Here is a 17,929-nt window from a genome sequence, read left to right on the forward strand (position 1 = left end):
TTCGATATTCCCCTTACCATGCCGACCGGATGGTGAGGGGAATTTTTTTTCATCTTGGGCGAGATATTATTCCGCCTTTTTTTATGGACCGGAAGGTGAAAATACAATGTGTCAGCATGAATACCTTGTTTTGTGCTGCTATCGGACGCGCTGGCAATACAGCAACAACTAAGTTGGTTGTTACTAGATTTACAGCAGAAGAAGGTCAGGTGGTTGAAAACTTGACTTTGGACATGACAGCATTGGCATTTGATGGTGATGAACTCGCTGCACATTTGGGTCTAGATGATTTGAAAGGCAGACCGATTTTGTTCAATAACATCGAAACTAACGGTACTTATACACTTACTTATCCGGTAACAGTTGAAGAATTGGCCGATTTGAGAAAGCAAGTTGAAGAACAAAATCCGGGTGAAGAAATTACTGATGAAACTCTCTATGCTGTAATTTTGAATGCTTTTGCTGATTATAGCTCTCCAGATAGACAGTCATTGTGGCTTGCTTCAGAAGGTAGTTGGGTAGTGCTTAGTATGACAATTGATGAGGCTCAAAAGAATTCTAAAGTTGGATCAGTTGATCTTGAAGTAAATGAAAGTACTTACTCACCAGTTGAAGAAATTGACAAGTATTTGGATTTGAATACTTCGAAAGTTCTGTTTAAGAAAGCTGGTAACCTCGATGTTAAAGCTGCCGCAGCTGCTGTCAAGAAGTACTTGGATAAGAAGTATACATTTAAGACTTCTATCGAGTCTCAGTCAATGATTAAATCAATGAAAAAATAATCTTTTGGGATATTACTTGCATGGCTTTGTCCGGAATGTTTCTGGACAAAGTTCATAAGAGGAGATAAGGAAAACGTTCCGTCAGGCTTATAAGGCTTGGCGGAACGTTCTTTTTTATGTACTCATAGGTATACAGGTCGTGAGAAAAGACCTGTAATAGTTTCTTCACACGAATCACACGGTTTCTTTACATCGCGTTTATGTGGGTGTAATACCCGGCTTTTACTTTTGTTGCGTCAATTTAGAAACACTTAACTAAAGAATATGATGACAACAAAATTTAAACGGTTCTTATTGTTTTTTATGGTCTTGCTGCTTTCGGCAGGACAAGTGATGGCTCAGGACAACCGGGCTGTCATTTCGGGTATTGTAACCGATGAAACCGGAATGGGGGTTATCGGAGCTGCTATTCAGGTAAAGAATGAATCAACCGGATTTAATACCGGTTCTATTACAAATGAGAATGGTGAATATACCATCAAGCAGTTACCGCTGGGTGGACCATACAGTATAACGGTAACTTACGTAGGCTATGGCGATCAGAAGAAAACTGGATATACACTGAATCAGGGAGATTTGCTCCGACTGGATTTTCAGTTGAAAGAAGAGAGTGTAGTGATGGAGGCGGTAGAAGTAGTTGCAAATTCATTGAAGAATACTATTGCCACTACCGGAGCTGCTACTTCCGTTACGGAACGCGACCTGGCAAAGCTTCCTGTAAACGGACGTAACTTTACTTCGCTGGTAGATCTTTCTCCACTTAGTACCGGCTCCAGCCTGTCAGGACAGCTTGCATCGTCTACCAACTATACCATCGACGGTATGACGGCAAAGAATCCGACTTCGGGAGGTAGTACGACAAGCCGAAACGGTGTGCCGTATGCTATTTCTATGGAGGCTATCCGTGAGTTTAAGGTGGTAACCAATCAGTACGATGTGACCAACGGACGTGCCGGAGGTGGTACGGTGAGTACAGTTACCAAGTCGGGTACCAATACGCTGACCGGTAGCGCGTTTACTTTTGCCCGTGCCAACTGGTTGTCCAGTCCGTATGATATCCGCGGAAACAAGCGCGACAATGACTTCTCTACTTATCAGTTTGGTGCTTCACTGGGAGGCGCGCTGGTAAAAGACCGTGCTCACTTCTTCATTGCATGGGATCATCAGGCAGACTCTCGTCCGCTGTATATTGCCGATATCCAGAGTGCTGCCGATGAAAAACGTTATAGTCTGACCACAGACGTACGCGACCGTTTCTTACAAATTGCACGCGATAAATATGGAGTATCATCCAATCCTCAGTTTGGTGCTTTCGATAAGAAGCAAAGCACTGATGCCGTATTTGCCCGTTTAGACTGGCAGATCAATGCTACCAATCTTTTGACGTTTACAGATAACTTTGTAAACGATATGAATAATCTGGGATTGGGGGACAATACCTCTATCTGTCTGTACGAAACTTATGGTAATGTACATTCGCTGAACAACAGTGCCATGGCTACCTTGCGTTCGGTAGCAGGTCCGAAAGGAACCAATGAACTGAAGTTGCAGCACCTTTATACGCTGGAAGAATCTATGCCGGGCGATGAGTTGCCTTCTTCCAATATTCCCCGAGCTGTTGTCAGCAATGTAGAATCTCAGATTGACGGTAAGACGGCTACTACCAGCATTCAGTTGGGAGGACAGCGTTATTGCCCTGAAAACTTCTACAATCATGTGCTTCAGCTTGTCGATAATTTCTACTACAATACAAACAAAATCAATTATACGTTTGGAGTAGACATGATGTATACACACATGAACTCACGCTATGGTAGTGAAACGAACGGACGTTTCTACTTCAACGGACTGGACGCTTTCGACAATCTGGAACCGTACCGTTATGTTCGTGAACTGTATCTTACTCCCGACGACCGTGTGAAACAAAACATTCTGAATGCCGGTGCTTATGCACAGTTGCAGACTAAGCTTTTCCCGGGATTTGAACTGATTGCCGGCTTGCGTCTGGATAATGCTACTTATTTCAACAAGGGTACGTTCAATCAGACTGTATACGATGAATTGGGATTGAGAACAGACAATGGCTTGTCTACTTTCCAGGTTCAGCCGCGTTTGCAGTTTACCTGGGATATCAATGACAAACATAAAGATATCATCCGTGCCGGTGCTGGTATCTTTGCTTCCGATATCAACAACTATGCCATGATCAACAACATGGTGTTCGACGGTACACGTACTGCTTCGCTGGATATTACACTTGACAAAACAGCTTCCAACTATCAGGAAATGCTGAACCTCATCCGTCCGGATTTCCCTTCGTACCGCAAGGATCCGTCTACAGCACCGGGAGCCGGACTTTTCAATAACCCGAATGTGGAAAAACTTTCTACCATTAACATGAATGGTGCTGACTGTAAGGTGCCGGTTATCTATAAGGCTAACCTCTCGTATACACATTTCTTCAGCGACCGCCTGAAAATGAGTGTAGCCGGATATATGACACTGGGACGCAACAACTATATGTATGTAGACCGTAACATGGTGGATGAACCGTACTTCCGTATCGCTTCCGAAGGAAACCGTGGAGTGTATGTCCCTGCAAATACGATCGACGATAAGGGGGTAGCCGACTGGAAAGAGAGCAGAAAGAGCGACAAGGTAGGACGTGTGCTCGAAATGGTAAGTGAAGGTAAGGTTAATCAGTTTGCTTTCGTTATCGATGGTACATGGCGTTATTTCAAGGATGGAGAACTTTCATTCAGCTATACATGGAACGATACAAAAGACAATACTTCTTACAACGGTAACGTGGCAAACTCGGCTACACTTTCTCAGATGGTTGTAGACGATCCGCGTGATTTGAGCCAGATGAGCTATTCAAGCAATCAGTTCCGTCATAAAGTGGTAGTATATGGTACAGCTCCTACTTTCTGGGGAATCAGTGTGGGTGCACGCTTCTCAGGTATCGGCGGTACACGCTATTCACTCATCGTAGGTGGAAATGTGAACGGTGACTTTGTAGATTCAAATGATTTGGCTTATATTTACAATCCGAACGATCCGAATACTCCGCAGTATCTGAAAGACGGTATTAACAATATTCTTTCTAATCCGGATGTAGAGGAAAGTACAAAAGATTATATTCGCAAGAGTTTCGGAAAGGTAGCCGAACGTAACGGTGGAGTAAACGGATTCTACGGTACACTCGACTTGCGTCTGGCTAAGAAATTCCAGTTCTACAAGAAACACAGTCTGGAACTCTCGGTCGATATATTCAACGTACTGAATATGCTGAACAAGGACTGGGGTGCAGGACATAACTTGGGAGCTCAGAAGATTTATACCATCAAGAGCTTCGATAAGGAGAAAAAAGAGTATGTATACAATGTCAATGCAAATACCGGTGTGTCTAGTCTGAACGGTACTCCTTATCAGGTTCAGATCGGGTTGAGATATGCGTTCTGATAAACAAACTGAAAATAAATAACGATGATTATGAAAACAAGAAATTTACTGATGGCTTGTGCCTGTGCACTCTTTACACTGGCAGGTCAGGCTCAGACACAGGTGATCGCTCACCGCGGATTCTGGAAAGCAGAAGGTTCGGCACAGAATTCTATTGCAGGATTGAAAAAAGCTGCCGAAGCTAAAGTGTATGGTTCTGAATTTGACGTACAGCTCACAGCCGACGGAGTGGTGGTAGTAAACCACGATGATGCGATAGACGGACTGGTTATCGGTGAAACGGCTTACGATAAGCTGAAGGACCTGAAACTGAAGAACGGTGAGAAACTTCCTACGCTTGCCGATTATCTGGAAGCCGGAAAGAAATTGCCGGATGTACAGCTGATTCTGGAAATCAAGCCTCATAAAACAAAGGCACAGGAAGACCAGATTGCAGAAACTACTGTAAAAATGGTAAAGGAATACGGATTGGAAAAGCAGGTGGAATATATCTCATTCAGCATGAATATCTGTGAGCAGCTTGCTCGTCTTACTCCCAAATCGGAAATCGCTTACCTGAAGAGTGACATCGCTCCCAAGGACGTAAAGGCAAAGGGTGCTAATGGCATAGACTATCATTATAAAGCATTCGAAAAACATCCGGAATGGGTGAAAGAGGCTCACGAACTGGGCATGAAGGTTAATGTCTGGACTGTGAACAATGAGAAAGACATGAAAAAGATGATAGACCTGAATGTAGATTATATCACGACCGACCAACCTTTGGAAGCTGCTGCTCTGGTGGCAGGAAAGTAATGGCGGAAGCATGGATTGCTCCGATTGTAACCGATTCTAAATAATATTATCACACACAGGAAATAGGGATGTAACATGACATCCCTATTTTTGTATCGTCAAACTAAAAGCAGAAAAACAATGAAAACAACATTTGTGAAAAGCATTATTTTAGGATTGTTTGCTATGGCTTCCGTTGCAACCGTACAGGCTGAAGAGGCCGGTAAAGAGGCTGTCGGTAAAGAAAGCAGTGCTACGGTTAAGGTGCTGGTAGTAGGACTCGACAATGTCAGCTCGAACTACTTTCCTGAAAGCATGATTACTGAAGAAACGGGTATTCCGGAAGACAGTATCGGCGATACTTACAACCGGATTATTACGGACAATATCATCCATGCAAACAAGAATAAGGAATTTGCATTTATCTCTTCAGAGAAATTTGCTGATGCAGAGAAGTTGTTGGGTAACATACAGGTGAGTGGAGAAAACGAAGAGAGTTATGCTAATGTGAGCCAGATAGACAGCCAGAATTACAAGCAGCTGCTGGACGAAGCGCATGCCGATTATGTATTGTTCCTGAACCAGCATTATTTGAAGTGGCAGGAAAAACCTTTGCGCACATTGTTCCACTTTGTGAGCTACTCGCTTTACGACAAAAACCAGAAAGAAGTGACGAAAGGTAACAATTACTTTACTTGCATGAATCTGGAAAAAGCTGACAAACTGAGCAAGGCTAGCCGCAAAAGTTCATCGAAAATTGCATCAACTATCATAAAAAGCATCGATAAATAGTAGGCACGATATCGAGTTTCCGAAATATACACAACAAAAATGCCGCAGGTCGTACGTGGAGTATCGCCTGCGGCTCTCTTTTTATATAGACGTATATCGTTTCGGGTTGTATTACAGCGTAAGTGGAATACCCCGGTAGAAATCGAGTATCTTGGTGCGGAACAGGTAGTCGTATTTGGCCTGAAGACGGTCGGATACGGCTTTCATCCAGGCCGTACGCGATTCGTTGTACTCCGTAGCGTTTGCCTTGCCGTTGGTGTACTTCTCTTTCATCAGCAGGAAGGAAGCCTGTGCCGCTTCGTCGGCAGTAAGGCTGCTCTGATACTGGGTTTCGGCATTGACGGCATTGTAGTACGCCTGCTGTATTTCTTTGTAGAGGTTCTTTTTACTTTCCTCCAGTTGCCAGTAGTATGTATGTTGCTGGATACGGGCGCTGCGTACGCGGTTACGGGTTTCAAAACGGTTGAAGATTGGAACGCTGAGCGAGAAACCGATATACTGGCTGAAGTTGTCGCGCAACTGTGAACCGAAATTACCGTTCTCCATGTCCGAGACATTATAGAAATTGGTACTGATACCTGCTCCGAAGCTGAGTTGCGGATAATAGGCTCCCTTAGCCATGCGGATGCTCTTTTCTGCTCCCTCCAGCCGGTACTGTGCTGCCTTGACGGAAGGTTTGGTCAGAACCGCTTCGGCATATACCTCGGCCGGTGATGTCTGTATCTTGAGGCCGGCAATGGAGTCGGTAGCCGGTGATACGATAGCGAAATCATCGGGAGAGGGAAGCTCCAGCAGCTGGCTCAGGTCGAGCAGCGAAAGACGCCGGTTGTTTTCCGCCTGTACGGCTGATAGTTCGTCTTGTGCCACACGAGCCTTGGCTTCATACCACTCGGCTTGCGAAGCCTTTCCGTTTTTGTAGAAAGCTGTTTTCTGCTCCAGCATTTCCTTGCTCAGCGCAAGCTGTTCGTTGGCTACTTTCACCAGTTCTTCATTGAAAAGCACTTGCAGGTAGGCCGAAGCTACCTGTATGCTGATATCTTCTTTGGCTTTGTTCAGGTCTTCCATAGCCGCTTGCAGATTCAGTTTCGAGAGTGCTACGTTGTTTATTTTCTGAAGTCCGCTGAACAGTGGAATGCTGGTGCTCAGGTTCAGTCCCGTATTTTGGGTGTTGAGGCTCTGATAGGTATTGTCTGCCTGAAGACTCCGGCCGAAATTGAATGAGTGCGATGCGCTTCCGTTCAAGTCGGGCAGGAAGCTGTTTTTGGCTGTGCTCAACTCTACTTTACTCTGCTCGCGCTGGGCTTCCTGTAGCTTGATGGTCAGATTGTTTGCAATGGCATGGTCGATACATTGCTTCAAGTCCCATTTCTGCTGGGCATAAGCCGGCATTGTGACAACGGAAGCTATGATAAATAATTGTTTCAGTTTCATGATTGCATAAAGATTAGTCTTCGTGTTTCAGTCCGCGGACAAGTTCGCCGGCGCTGACACCTTGTTTGATTTCCATTTTGATTCCGTCGCTGATACCGGTTTTGACAGCACGGCGTACGAACTTCTGTAGCGGAACACTGTCGGTCAGTACGTAGACAAAGGCAGAATCTCCCGAAAATTCCAGTGTGCTTTCCGGTACAGCCAGCACATTATCTGCACGCTGAAGCTCCATTTCGGCATTGGCACTGTAGCCCGAACGGATGGTGACACTGTCGGGAACGGTAATGGCTGCCTTGATTTCAAACTGGTTGGCTCCGTTGTTTTCTACGCTCTTGGGCGAGATATATTCCAGTATGGCATCGAATTTCATGTTCTGCAAGGCTCCCAGAGTGATCTTTACGGGGATTCCCTCACGGATATGTCCTACTTCCGTTTCGTCTACGTTGCCGCGGAAAATCAGGTCGCTCATATCGGCTACGGTAGCGATGGTCGTACCGTCGTTGAATGTGTTACTCATGATAACCGAGTTTCCCACCTTGACAGGTACGTCCAGTATCAGACCGTCGATGGTAGAACGGATAAGAGTGCTGCTGAACGAAGCACTGTTTTTGGTGATACCTTCTTTTACAATCTCCAGATTATCTTTGGCTGCCTGAATCTCTTCACGTGCCTGACGGGCAGCCAGCAGTGTCTTTTCGTATTCCTCGTTGCTTACCAGCTTATCGTTGTAAAGCTTTTCCATACGTGTCAGGTCGGTTTCTGCCTGACGTCCGTTCATTTCTGCCAGGCGGACACGGCTTTCGGCAGAGTTCAGTTGTCCCAGTTCGGGGATAACCTTTACTTTGGCTATGATTTCACCTTTCTTTACTTTCTCGCCCGCTTCTTTGTATACTTCGGCAATGATACCCGAAATCTGCGGCTTGATCTGTACCTCGTCGCGCGGTTCAATCTTTCCCGTTGCTACGGTAGTCTGTACCAGATTGGTGGTTTCTACTTTCTGAATGTCGTACTTCGTGTCTTTAGGCTGTGACTTCTGATACAGGAAAACGAATGTTCCTATAAATATCAGTGCGATGAGCACCAATATGCCTATTTTGATATACTTCTTCATATAAATTGGTTTATGTTTTTATTTCTTCATTACTAACAGCAGGTAAGCGTTTATTCGTCGCGTATCGCCTCTATCGGTTTGATAGCCATGGCACGGTAAGCAGGTATCAGTCCTGCAAGCAGTCCCAGAACAACGAGCAGGATGCAAGCTCCGACAGCCTGCCAGAAACTGATAAGGAAATGTGCCGGAAGTCCTGGTTCTGAAGTGGCCGTTTCTACGATGTTGAGCAGGAAGACGGCAAACGATATGCCCGCCATACCGGCCAGCGTAGTAAGTACCATACTTTCCAGCAGAATCTGTTGCAGAATGTCGTCGGGACGTGCACCGATGGCGCGGCGGATACCGATTTCAGTTGTTCGTTCCTTGACGGTTATCATCATGATATTGCTGACTCCGATGGCTCCGGCGAGCAGTGTACCCAGTCCTACGAGCCATCCCAGCATCCGGATGCCCGTAAACAGGTTGTCCATCATGCTGAACATTGCTTCCGCATTTACACGGATGACTGCCTGTTCGTCGTCGGGATGAATGGCGTGTGCCAGCTTGATGGTACGTTCCACATCCTTTTCCACCTGACTGATGGAATATCCTTTCTTGGCTGTATATCCCAGCATGTCGATTTGCTTCCCACGGTTATAGTTCTGCTGCATGGTGGTGAACGGGATAACCACCGAGGTTTCCGACTGTCCGTTGACCGACATGTTGCCTGTAGCCTCGTTTACACCTACTACACGGTAATAGATGCCATTTATCTCGATGAATTGTCCGCACGGATTGTCTTTCTTGGGAAAGAGCGTTTCGTAGATACGCTTCCCGATGACGCACACCTTCCGGCGGTCGCGTATGTCGGTTTCGTTCAGCGAACGTCCCATACGGATAATCGGTTCTTCTATCTTGTCGTATTCCGGATAAAGTCCTTTCAGGGTTCCCGACAGCGTGTATTCCTCGCGTACGATATTTACTCCCCATTGTGCGATGGTGGCAGTCACCACATCGATGCCTGGCACAGAGTTGCGTATGCGTTCCACATCCTGATTTTCCATGTTCCACCCCCTTCCCTGCTGAAAACCCTTGTAGGCTTTCGAGGTCTTGTTTGTCGCCATAAAGCCGGAATTGGTGGCGAATCCCTGAAACTGGCGTGAAAGCATGTCCTGCATACCCTGAGCTCCGCCCATGAGGGCAACCAGCATGAATATTCCCCAAAAGATACCGAAGGCAGTAAGCACGCTTCGTGTCTTGTTACGTGTAATGGTAAGGAGGATTTCCTCCCAGGTGTCAAAATCTACTCTTCTCATGTCAGTCTGCTCTTAATGCTTCAATAGGACGGATACGGGCTGCCTTACGTGCCGGAAAGAGTCCGGCAAGCGTGCCGGCGATTATCAGTGTGAGTGTGGCCTGAACAGCTATGCTGAGGTCTACTGTCGGGTTTTCGAAAACCGTTACGCTGAACACACCCGCATCGACGGTCTGTCTGCCTGCTATCTGATTCATATATTCTGTGACGGCAATGCCTGCCACCATGCCGATATAGCCGAAAAAAGTAGTGATGGCCACACTCTCCGAGATAATGAGCCACAGGATAGACATCGGTTTGGCTCCCAGAGCTTTCCGGATGCCGAACTCGTGGGTACGTTCGCGTACGGTGATAAGCATGATATTGCTTACCCCCACGATGCCGCTCAGCAGGGTGAATATACCGATTACCCAGATAGCTATGTGCAGCATACGGGCTGCCGATTCTTGCTGGAGATATTGAGTGAAGCGGTTCCACATCCAGATGGCACTCTGGTCGGTAGGATCGAAGTTTTTGTGGAGCCCCATGGCACGGCGGTAGCTCTGCTCGAATTTCTCATTGGTGACTTCGTCTGTCAGCCCTTGCGTAGTGAATGTCAGGTTGTCTATACTGTCGCCCTTGCCGTATACAAGCTGAAGTGTCGTGAAGGGAACAAGTGCCGAGGGCGAGAAACTGTTCTGGTCGGTGTAGATGCCTATTACCTGATAGGCCACTCCTTGTACATCGATATACTTTCCTATCGCCTGGGTACGTGGAAACAGCATCTTGACAGTCTTTTCGTGCAGTACGATCATCTTCCGGCGTTCCTTCATGTCGCGGTCGTTGATGAAACGTCCCTGTTTCAGTTTTACAGCTTCCAGTTCCGTATAGTTGGGAAAGACGCCCTCCAGCGAAATGGAAACGTGTTCCTTGCCGAAGGTGAGGATGGCGTCGCTCTTGCTGATGCTGGCTCCGGTGGTGATGACTTTATCGGGAAAAGCCTCTGCGGTAAGCTGAAGATCGCTTTCATTCAGCGAGAGTCTTCGGCCTTCTTTCAGTCCGTTGAACGGTTTCGATGTATATCCCGGATAAATTTTGATAGAGTTCATTTTCATGTTCTGCGATTGTCCCTCGAAAGCATGGATAAGTCCGTTTCCTGCCCCCAGCAATACAATCAGCATGAAAATTCCCCATGCTACGGAAAATCCCGTCAGTATGGTGCGCAGCTTGTTGCGCATGATGGTTCCGTATATTTCCTGTATCAAGTCGGTCATGGCTGGTTCTGTGTGCGTTTATTTCATAAATCCGTTCTTGCCGAAAGGAGATGCATTGTGGTCGATGTTGTCTTCTATCCGTTCTATCACTCCGTCTTTGATGTGGATGATTTTGTTGGTCTGGTTGGCTACTCCGCTTTCGTGCGTCACAACCACGATGGTCAGTCCTTCTTTGTCGTGCAGCTCCTTCAGGATGTTCATTACCTCTACCGACGTCTTGCTGTCGAGTGCACCCGTAGGTTCGTCGGCAAGGATAATCTGAGGTTTCGATATCAGTGCCCGGGCTATGGCCACACGCTGCTTCTGTCCGCCCGAAAGCTCGTTGGGCAGGTGGTGTGCCCATTCCTTCAGTCCCAGCTTGTCGAGATACTCCATAGCCAGTTCGTTTCTTTTCTTTCTGCCCACTCCCTGATAAAACAGCGGCAGTGCCACATTTTCCATGGCATTCTTAAACGAAATCAGGTTGAACGACTGAAAGATGAATCCGATCATGCGGTTCCGGTATTCCGCCGCACGGGTTTCGTTCAGATTTTTTATTAACACATCGTTCAGGTAATACTCGCCCGAATCGTAGTTGTCGAGAATTCCTAATATATTTAGTAAGGTAGACTTTCCCGATCCGGAGGCCCCCATAATAGAAACGAATTCACCTTTCTCGATGCGGAGATCTATGCCTTTCAGCACGTGTAGCGGTGCTCCGTTGTGATATGTCTTGTTGATGCCTTGTAAGCGTATCATGATTAAGATTGATTTGTGTCAGGTTACGTGTCGTTAGACGCGGCTAAGATATAAAAAGTTACACAAGGGTTGAATAAACTTATAAAAAAATTTGTTCGGTTTTCTCCGATTGCGTACATTTGCCACATATAACTAACCTTTAACAATTTAATGTCATGACAATAAATATGGAAAAACCCTACGTAGTGGGAATGGACATCGGTGGTACTAATACTGTTTTCGGAGTAGTAGATTCTCGTGGTAATGTATTGGCTTCCGATTCTGTAAAAACACAGCAGTACGCTGAAGTAAGCGAATATGTGGACGCTGTATGCAAGAAGCTTCTTCCGTTGCTCCAGCAGTTTGGCGGTGCAGAAAAGATTAAAGGTGTGGGAGTAGGTGCTCCTAACGGTAACTATTATAGTGGAACAATCGAATTTGCTCCGAACTTGCCATGGAAGGGAGTTATTCCTTTGGCTGCTATGTTCGAAGAACGTCTGGGTGTTCCTACAGCGCTTACAAACGATGCAAATGCGGCGGCTATCGGTGAAATGACATACGGTGCAGCACGCGGTCTGAAAGATTTTATCATGATTACATTGGGTACAGGTGTAGGTAGCGGTATCGTTATCAACGGTCAGCTGGTTTACGGTCATGATGGTTTTGCTGGTGAACTTGGTCATGTTGTTGTTGATCCGGCAGGACGTCAGTGCGGATGCGGACGTAAAGGATGTCTGGAAACTTACTGCTCGGCTACAGGTGTGGCACGTACAGCTCGCGAATTCCTTGTTGCACGTTCTGAACCAAGCTTGTTGAGAAACATCCCGTCAGAAGAAATCCAGTCTAAAGATGTTTACGATGCAGCTGTAAAAGGCGATAAGCTGGCTTTGGAAATTTTCGAATTTACCGGTAAAGTTTTGGGTACTGCATTGGCTAACTTCGTTGCATTCTCTAGCCCTGAAGCAATCATTCTCTTCGGTGGTCTGGCTAAGTCGGGTGACTATATCATGAAGCCTATCCAGAAAGCATTGGAAGAAAATGTATTGAATATCTATAAAGGAAAAACAAAATTGCTTCTTTCTCAGTTGAAAGATGCTGATGCTGCCGTACTCGGAGCTAGTGCTTTGGGATGGGAAGTAAGAGAATCATAAGATAGAATATTTTGTATTTTAGCATATTTGGGGTCCGGAAGTCGTGAGATTTCCGGGCTTTTTTTATGCTGATATATATAAAAAAACTTGCCCATGTTTTGTGATAAACGTGGGCAAGTTTTTTATTTTTTTGTACGTTTTTACTTGTCGATTCTGAACCAGTCAACATCTACCCAGCCGCCGTCGTTGGTCTTGATGGCAGGACGTGTGCAGAATGTACCTACTTTGGCACCTATCCATTTGCCTTCTTTCACCTGGAATTCTTTTCCGAACTTGTGGAATTTCTTTCCGTTGGTGCTGTAGCTCAACTGACATTTTACCACCAGGTCGTGTCCGCCTTCGCTCTTGCCGATCTTTTCACCCGTAGTAGTGATTTCGGCACGCAGGTAAATTTCATTACCTTTCAGCGGAAGGGTTTCGTTTACGGTTTCCTGACCGCCACGATCGGCTTTCTTGCATTCTACCTGAGAGAGAACCAGTCCGTTTTCGGTATTTTCGAGCACGATACCTGCATAGCTCATACCCATAACTACCAGTCCTGTACGTTCGCCTTTGTACTTGGCGATAGGAGAGAACTTCATCTTCATGGTAGCGCTGAAGCTTGGAGCAGGGAATTTTTGCAGCAGCATGTTGGGCACATCCCACAGGCTCTTGTAGTTTTCGGGAACCGGATAAGAATAGAGGCGCAATACTCCATGTTCCTGATCGGCAAAGTACCATTTGTCGTTGATATTGGCATTCCATTGCCATTGCAGGCCCAGTTCGTTTGTATTGAACTCATCGCTTTCCTGCGGGGTACAGATAGGATATGTCTTTCCTACGTTCGGTTTTTTGTAAGTCAGTACAGGTTCGCCACAACCGTCGCCATCCTTGTCTTCACCGATTACAGGCCAGTCGTTTACCCATTTTACCGGTTGCAGGTGAACCAGACGTCCGGCTGCACCCACATCCTGGAAGTGCAGGAACCAGTCTTCTCCGCTTGGGGTATCTACCCAGCCTCCCTGATGAGGTCCGTTGACAGGGCTGTTGCCTTGTGCCAGCACGGTTTTCCATTCATACGGTCCGTATACGTTTTTCGAACGCAGTACGACCTGCCAGCCTGTAGGAACACCACCAGCCGGATGGAAGATATAATAATATCCGTTGCGCTTGTAGAACTTCGGTCCTTCGCAAGTTTCATGTGCCTCATGACCGTCGAAAACGATACGTGACGGACTGATGGTACGGGTAGCATCAGCACTCAGTTCGCATACGGCGATCACACTCTTCAGTCCGGCACGGCTTCCGGCATATGCGTGTGCCAGATATACCCGTCCGTCTTCGTCCCATAGCGGAGTAGTATCAATGATACCTTTGGCAGCCTTTACCAGTACCGGTTCGCACCACGGACCTTTTACATCTTTAGCCTTTGTCATGAAGATACCCTGATCAGGATCTCCCCAGAATATATAGAATTCACCGTTGTGATGACGGATACACGGAGCCCATACACGGTTGCCATGCTGAGGCGTCACATCTGTATGAGGTGGAAGTGAAGCCGGAACGGCTGCGCTCACGATACTCCAGTTTACCAGATCTTTGGAGTGGAGAATCTGCAAAGCCGGCAGACATCCGAAGCTGGATGAGGTCATGTAGAAGTCATCGCCTACACGGCAAACATCGGGATCGGAGTAATCGGCATATAGTACCGGATTCTTGTATGTTCCGTCACCCTGGTCGGCAACCCATACCTTCGATACATAGTTTTGTGCCTGTACCGAGGGTACGAGGCAGCTTCCCAGTAAGATTGAGAATACGATTGATTTCATGGATTATGGTTATTTAGTTAATAAATTATTTTGTTCGCATTTGTGTGTTATTCACATCGTCTGACTTTTATAAAATACGTCCGGAGTGCCTGAAACATCCATTCGCTTTGTCTTTTTTAACTTCTGTGTTCCGATGTGGTGTTTATGTTGTGACTATTTCTTGACGACTGTAATTTTGACCGGCTGTTCCAACGCCTTTTTCCATTCCTGTACGTAGGCAAACCATTTTTCCTTGTCGGGATAACCGAAGGTTTCCTTGCACGAGGTGAATGATGTATAGTAGCGGAACGAACTTTTTCCGGGAGCGCTGATGGTATAAAGGAAGTTTTCCTTGTCGGATGTTTCTTTTACCACATACTTCTTGGGAATATAAGTAGCCAGTCCTACGGTTTCTTTTTTATATTTCACTGTATCGTTTACCGGCCAGTCTGTACCCCAGCTTGCAACCAGCCCGTTATGGTCGGAAAACATGTCGGCGTGTCCTGTAATGTTCTGTACACCGGTACAGAATACTTCCTTATCCAGCGGAGCATCGAACAGCACATCTACCTGTGCATCGCGGTGTCCGGCATACAGTGTATAGCGGTTTATCATGTTCAGTTCCTTGTTCTGATACTGCCAGCCCTTTACCTCTGCATCGACAATGGTACGTACCGGTCCTGAAGCTAGGATACGCTGTCCGCGTACGGCAACCGGTTTGATAAGTGTAGACTGTGTACCGTCCCATCCTCTCAGTGTTCCGGCTCCGCAGCTGCTGTTTACCTTGATGACATCATCGCCGAAGCCGCGCTTCAACTGTTCGCCGGTAGGGTAGAACTGACTTTCTTCCAGCTCCAGACCTTTGTGGAATTTTCCGTACAGGTCGGTAGTCTGTTTCTCATTGAAATAAATGCGGTATGCTACCAGCTCACTTTCGAAAGCCGCTCCGTGGTGATGCTGTACGTTGTAAGTGTCCGAAGCACCGTCGGCATAGATGGCATATCCTTTGGCATATTTGTTTTTCTTGGAAGTACGGAACAACATTTCGGCATACACACGTGCCGGATATGTTTTGTCGCTTTTAAGACTGGATAGTGTGACGTTGAGTGTCTTCTTACCCGAAGCCGGCAGGTTGATGACAAAAGCCAGTTCGTCGGCACGGGTGTCACCGTTCATATCGTCGAGCTGTGAGGGAATTTCGTTTGTCCCGTCGAAAACAGTAGCCGACTTGACAGTAAATCCTGCTCCAAGGGAACTGAGATCAATAACGACAGGCTCGTCCACCTTTTCAGCGTTCCACGGATTTTCAACGATGACTTCTATTTTCTTTTCCTGACCTTGTGCCGATGCACTCAGTTCTCCTGCCAGCAGTGCCAGACAGATTGCAGAGAATGTTTTCATAATATATTCAGCATTTTATCGGTATCCGATAAGTTCCGGATATCAAAGAACTTGTCGGAGTAGTATATGATTTTATAGTCGGAAGTTCCGAAAAGGAAGAAAGGATCTGTAAACATGAGAACCGAGCTTGCGTGACTTGAACCGGATGTTTACAGACCCTTCGTCGTTCTTATTTCTGATAACGGAAGGATTCGGGTTAGAATTTATACGATTCTGCCTGGTTTCCTACCTTTTTATATTGTTTGTCGCCTACAGTAACGTTTGTTACATTCTGCATTTTCAGGTTGTTTCCACCTTTAGTAGTAATGACTTTCACGTTTTTCAGTGTAGCTCCATCTGCACGGTTCAGTATTACGCCGTCTTTAGCATCCGACATGGTTACGTTTTCGATGTGGATATTTTTGATAGGCATTTCCGGCAAACCGTTGAACAAGATAGCACGTCCTACGTTCTTTGCGGTAACGTTCTTGATGAAAATGTCGCGGAAAGCAGGAGTTTCTTCTGTTACGGCAGGAATCTTTTGTTCTGTCGGGTTGTTGTAACCGTCGCCTTCACCCGGAGCCTTTCCGCCATAGAACAAGTCGAAAATCAATCCTTCGTTCGGGATGTTGATCATGTTGATGTTGTTGATATGGATGTTTTCTACTACACCACCACGTCCGCGGGTACTCTTGAAACGCAAGCCGACATCAGTTCCCAGGAATGTACAGTTGTCTACGTAGATGTTCTTTACACCACCTGACATTTCGCTACCTACAACGAAACCTCCATGTCCGTGCAGAACTACGTTGTTGCGGATGATGACATTCTGGCAAGGTTCACCACGACGGCGTCCGTCTTCGTCCTTACCCGACTTGATACAGATACCATCGTCGCCGGCATCGAAGCTGCTGTTCTGAATCAGTGCACGGTTGCAAGACTCCAGGTCGAGTGCATCACCATTCTGTGAGTACCAGGGGTTAGATACGCTGATATTGTTGATGGTAATGTCTTCGCAAGAAAGCGGATGCAGACACCAGCTTGGAGAGTTCTTGAAGGTTACGCCTTCCAGCAACACCTTTTTACACTTGATAAAGCTCAGCAGAACCGGACGCAGCCAGTCGCGTATGCTGTTCCATTCTTCATCGGTATTGATTCCTTCGGGCACATTGAAGTTCTTGCATGCCATAGCTCCTTTGATAGAGCCTTCGCTCGGATACCAGATACGTCCTGATTCATCGAGTACACCACCCGAATCCACCAGCTTTTTCCATTGGTTGGCAGTCATTTTGCCTTTCTTTACCGGACGCCATGTATCACCGTTTCCGTCCATCACACCTTTTCCGGTGATGGCAAGGTTTTCAGCGTTGAGAGCTGATATCGGTGACTGGCAGCGGCGTGTTTCCAGTCCTTCGAATGAAGTTTTGACGATAGGATACTGAGTGTGGTCGGCTGTAAACAGAACCAGTGCGTTTTCTTCCAGATATAAATTGATGTTGCTTTGCAGTACGATAGGACCGGTAAGCCACAGTCCCGCAGGTACGATAACCTTACCGCCACCCTTTTCGGCTACGGCCTTGATAGCTTTGTCGAAAGCTTCTGTATTGAGCGTAATACCGTCGGCTACAGCACCGAATTCAGTAATAGAACGCGAATAATCGGGAAATACCGGTAGCTGAACCTTATTCATCTGAAATGGCAGTTCACTGTAGATGTTATCGGCTTCTGTTGCATTTTTTGCCGTTACACTGTTTGTGTAGCCCAGTGCAAAAGCTGCGATACATACTGATAAAGCCCATTGTCTTAAGTTGCTAAATGTAATCATGAACGCTAATATTTATGTTTATCTTGTTGTTCTTTTACTCTATATTAAATAAAGGTGAGGTTTTCTTGAATGTGCTTATTATCCTTAGCGCCCGGCAACGTTCTCTCACAGAAGGTTGACAGGCAGGATAATAAAGACCTTTTTTTAACCTAATTTCTAACCTTAAC

13 protein-coding genes are annotated in these 17,929 nt (G+C 46.3%); 5 read left to right on the top strand and 8 right to left on the bottom strand.

Going from position 1 to position 17,929, the window contains the following annotated elements; translation table 11 throughout:
• Positions 1-116: 116 nt before the first annotated feature.
• The 4 genes from BACCOP_RS07835 (at position 117) to BACCOP_RS07850 (ending at position 5,813) form a co-directional block, all read left to right on the top strand.
• Positions 117-782 carry a hypothetical protein gene (locus tag BACCOP_RS07835; RefSeq protein ID WP_040311928.1) on the top strand — a complete coding sequence of 222 codons (666 nt, stop codon included), beginning with the start codon at positions 117-119 and terminating at the stop codon, positions 780-782.
• A gap of 264 nt (positions 783-1,046) precedes the next feature.
• Complete coding sequence (locus tag BACCOP_RS07840) at positions 1,047-4,247, top strand: TonB-dependent receptor (RefSeq protein WP_007568004.1); 3,201 nt, start codon at positions 1,047-1,049, stop codon at positions 4,245-4,247.
• 30 nt (positions 4,248-4,277) lie between these two features.
• Positions 4,278-5,042, top strand: a complete 765-nt coding sequence (locus tag BACCOP_RS07845; RefSeq protein ID WP_022125662.1) for a glycerophosphodiester phosphodiesterase — start codon at positions 4,278-4,280, stop codon at positions 5,040-5,042.
• Between the two features lie 120 nt (positions 5,043-5,162).
• The gene (locus BACCOP_RS07850) at positions 5,163-5,813 is read left to right on the top strand and encodes a hypothetical protein (protein ID WP_007568006.1); all 651 of its coding nucleotides are present in this window, start codon (positions 5,163-5,165) and stop codon (positions 5,811-5,813) included.
• Positions 5,814-5,924: 111 nt separating this feature from the next.
• Here the strand turns inward: BACCOP_RS07850 and BACCOP_RS07855 are convergent, their stop codons facing one another.
• From BACCOP_RS07855 to BACCOP_RS07875, 5 genes are read right to left on the bottom strand one after another with little or no spacing between them, the layout of a single operon-like run.
• The gene (locus tag BACCOP_RS07855) at positions 5,925-7,244 is read right to left on the bottom strand and encodes a TolC family protein (protein WP_007568007.1); all 1,320 of its coding nucleotides are present in this window, start codon (positions 7,242-7,244) and stop codon (positions 5,925-5,927) included.
• 13 nt (positions 7,245-7,257) lie between these two features.
• Complete coding sequence (locus BACCOP_RS07860) at positions 7,258-8,355, bottom strand: efflux RND transporter periplasmic adaptor subunit (protein ID WP_007568009.1); 1,098 nt, start codon at positions 8,353-8,355, stop codon at positions 7,258-7,260.
• 50 nt (positions 8,356-8,405) lie between these two features.
• Positions 8,406-9,650: an ABC transporter permease gene (locus BACCOP_RS07865; protein WP_007568011.1), complete on the bottom strand. Its 1,245-nt coding sequence runs from the start codon at positions 9,648-9,650 to the stop codon at positions 8,406-8,408.
• A gap of 1 nt (position 9,651) precedes the next feature.
• The gene (locus tag BACCOP_RS07870) at positions 9,652-10,902 is read right to left on the bottom strand and encodes an ABC transporter permease (RefSeq protein WP_007568012.1); all 1,251 of its coding nucleotides are present in this window, start codon (positions 10,900-10,902) and stop codon (positions 9,652-9,654) included.
• 18 nt (positions 10,903-10,920) lie between these two features.
• Positions 10,921-11,640 (bottom strand): ABC transporter ATP-binding protein, encoded by a 720-nt coding sequence (locus BACCOP_RS07875; protein ID WP_007568013.1) that lies wholly within the window; start codon positions 11,638-11,640, stop codon positions 10,921-10,923.
• A gap of 155 nt (positions 11,641-11,795) precedes the next feature.
• On the opposite strand from BACCOP_RS07875, the gene BACCOP_RS07880 reads away from it, so the two are divergent.
• Positions 11,796-12,770 carry an ROK family protein gene (locus tag BACCOP_RS07880; protein WP_007568014.1) on the top strand — a complete coding sequence of 325 codons (975 nt, stop codon included), beginning with the start codon at positions 11,796-11,798 and terminating at the stop codon, positions 12,768-12,770.
• Between the two features lie 140 nt (positions 12,771-12,910).
• Here the strand turns inward: BACCOP_RS07880 and BACCOP_RS07885 are convergent, their stop codons facing one another.
• The 3 genes from BACCOP_RS07885 to BACCOP_RS07895 form a co-directional block, all read right to left on the bottom strand.
• A complete protein-coding gene (locus BACCOP_RS07885) occupies positions 12,911-14,578 on the bottom strand; it encodes a glycoside hydrolase family 43 protein (protein WP_007568015.1) in 1,668 nt (555 codons plus the stop codon).
• Between the two features lie 153 nt (positions 14,579-14,731).
• Entirely contained in the window at positions 14,732-15,958 is a 1,227-nt protein-coding gene (locus BACCOP_RS07890; RefSeq protein WP_007568018.1) for a DUF4861 domain-containing protein, read from the bottom strand.
• A 196-nt stretch (positions 15,959-16,154) separates the two neighbouring features.
• On the bottom strand, positions 16,155-17,762 hold the full coding sequence (locus tag BACCOP_RS07895) for a glycoside hydrolase family 28 protein (protein WP_007568022.1): 1,608 nt from the start codon (positions 17,760-17,762) through the stop codon (positions 16,155-16,157).
• Between the last annotated feature and the right edge of the window lie 167 nt (positions 17,763-17,929).

It is taken from the genome of Phocaeicola coprocola DSM 17136, from assembly GCF_000154845.1.
Classification (GTDB): domain Bacteria; phylum Bacteroidota; class Bacteroidia; order Bacteroidales; family Bacteroidaceae; genus Phocaeicola; species Phocaeicola coprocola.

What these genes read in the sequence shown, in the direction of transcription:
- BACCOP_RS07835 (WP_040311928.1), top strand. Translation starts at nt 117, where the DNA reads ATGAATACCTTGTTTTGTGCTGCTATCGGACGCGCTGGCAATACAGCA.
- BACCOP_RS07840 (WP_007568004.1), top strand. Translation starts at nt 1,047, where the DNA reads ATGATGACAACAAAATTTAAACGGTTCTTATTGTTTTTTATGGTCTTG.
- BACCOP_RS07845 (WP_022125662.1), top strand. Translation starts at nt 4,278, where the DNA reads ATGAAAACAAGAAATTTACTGATGGCTTGTGCCTGTGCACTCTTTACA.
- BACCOP_RS07850 (WP_007568006.1), top strand. Translation starts at nt 5,163, where the DNA reads ATGAAAACAACATTTGTGAAAAGCATTATTTTAGGATTGTTTGCTATG.
- BACCOP_RS07855 (WP_007568007.1), bottom strand. Translation starts at nt 7,244, where the DNA reads ATGAAACTGAAACAATTATTTATCATAGCTTCCGTTGTCACAATGCCG.
- BACCOP_RS07860 (WP_007568009.1), bottom strand. Translation starts at nt 8,355, where the DNA reads ATGAAGAAGTATATCAAAATAGGCATATTGGTGCTCATCGCACTGATA.
- BACCOP_RS07865 (WP_007568011.1), bottom strand. Translation starts at nt 9,650, where the DNA reads ATGAGAAGAGTAGATTTTGACACCTGGGAGGAAATCCTCCTTACCATT.
- BACCOP_RS07870 (WP_007568012.1), bottom strand. Translation starts at nt 10,902, where the DNA reads ATGACCGACTTGATACAGGAAATATACGGAACCATCATGCGCAACAAG.
- BACCOP_RS07875 (WP_007568013.1), bottom strand. Translation starts at nt 11,640, where the DNA reads ATGATACGCTTACAAGGCATCAACAAGACATATCACAACGGAGCACCG.
- BACCOP_RS07880 (WP_007568014.1), top strand. Translation starts at nt 11,796, where the DNA reads ATGACAATAAATATGGAAAAACCCTACGTAGTGGGAATGGACATCGGT.
- BACCOP_RS07885 (WP_007568015.1), bottom strand. Translation starts at nt 14,578, where the DNA reads ATGAAATCAATCGTATTCTCAATCTTACTGGGAAGCTGCCTCGTACCC.
- BACCOP_RS07890 (WP_007568018.1), bottom strand. Translation starts at nt 15,958, where the DNA reads ATGAAAACATTCTCTGCAATCTGTCTGGCACTGCTGGCAGGAGAACTG.
- BACCOP_RS07895 (WP_007568022.1), bottom strand. Translation starts at nt 17,762, where the DNA reads ATGATTACATTTAGCAACTTAAGACAATGGGCTTTATCAGTATGTATC.